The sequence below is a fragment of the Microbacterium sp. 69-10 genome (genome assembly GCF_001897945.1).
Taxonomy (GTDB): Bacteria; Actinomycetota; Actinomycetes; order Actinomycetales; family Microbacteriaceae; genus Microbacterium.
Window position 1 is genome coordinate 122,733 of the sequence record NZ_MKRT01000023.1, and the last position, 311, is coordinate 123,043.

Here is a 311-nt window from a genome sequence, read left to right on the forward strand (position 1 = left end):
CGTCGTGAACGAAGCGGAGCCCGGCGTGTAGGCCGCCGGGCTCCGCTCCTGGGGACGCTCGGATCGCACTGGGGAACGATCCGAGTGGTCGCTAGTGCTCGACCGCCTTCTCGGCGCCGAAGCCGGTGAGCGAGCGCACCTCCATCTCCGCGGCGAGGGCGCGCGACTCCGCGGTCCTCGCGGTCACCGTGCCGATCCAGCCGAGCAGGAAGCCCGCCGGGATCGAGATGATGCCGGGGCTCTCCAGCGGGAAGATGACGATGTCGATGCCCGGGATCATCGCGGTCGGGCTTCCGGAGAAGACCGGCGAG

Annotated in this window: 1 pseudogene; it reads right to left on the reverse strand. The window is 70.7% G+C overall.

Annotated elements, in window-relative coordinates:
* Window positions 1–91: 91 nt before the first annotated feature.
* Window positions 92–311 (reverse strand): annotated as a pseudogene (locus BGN97_RS10795) (cation acetate symporter); the annotation flags it as partial.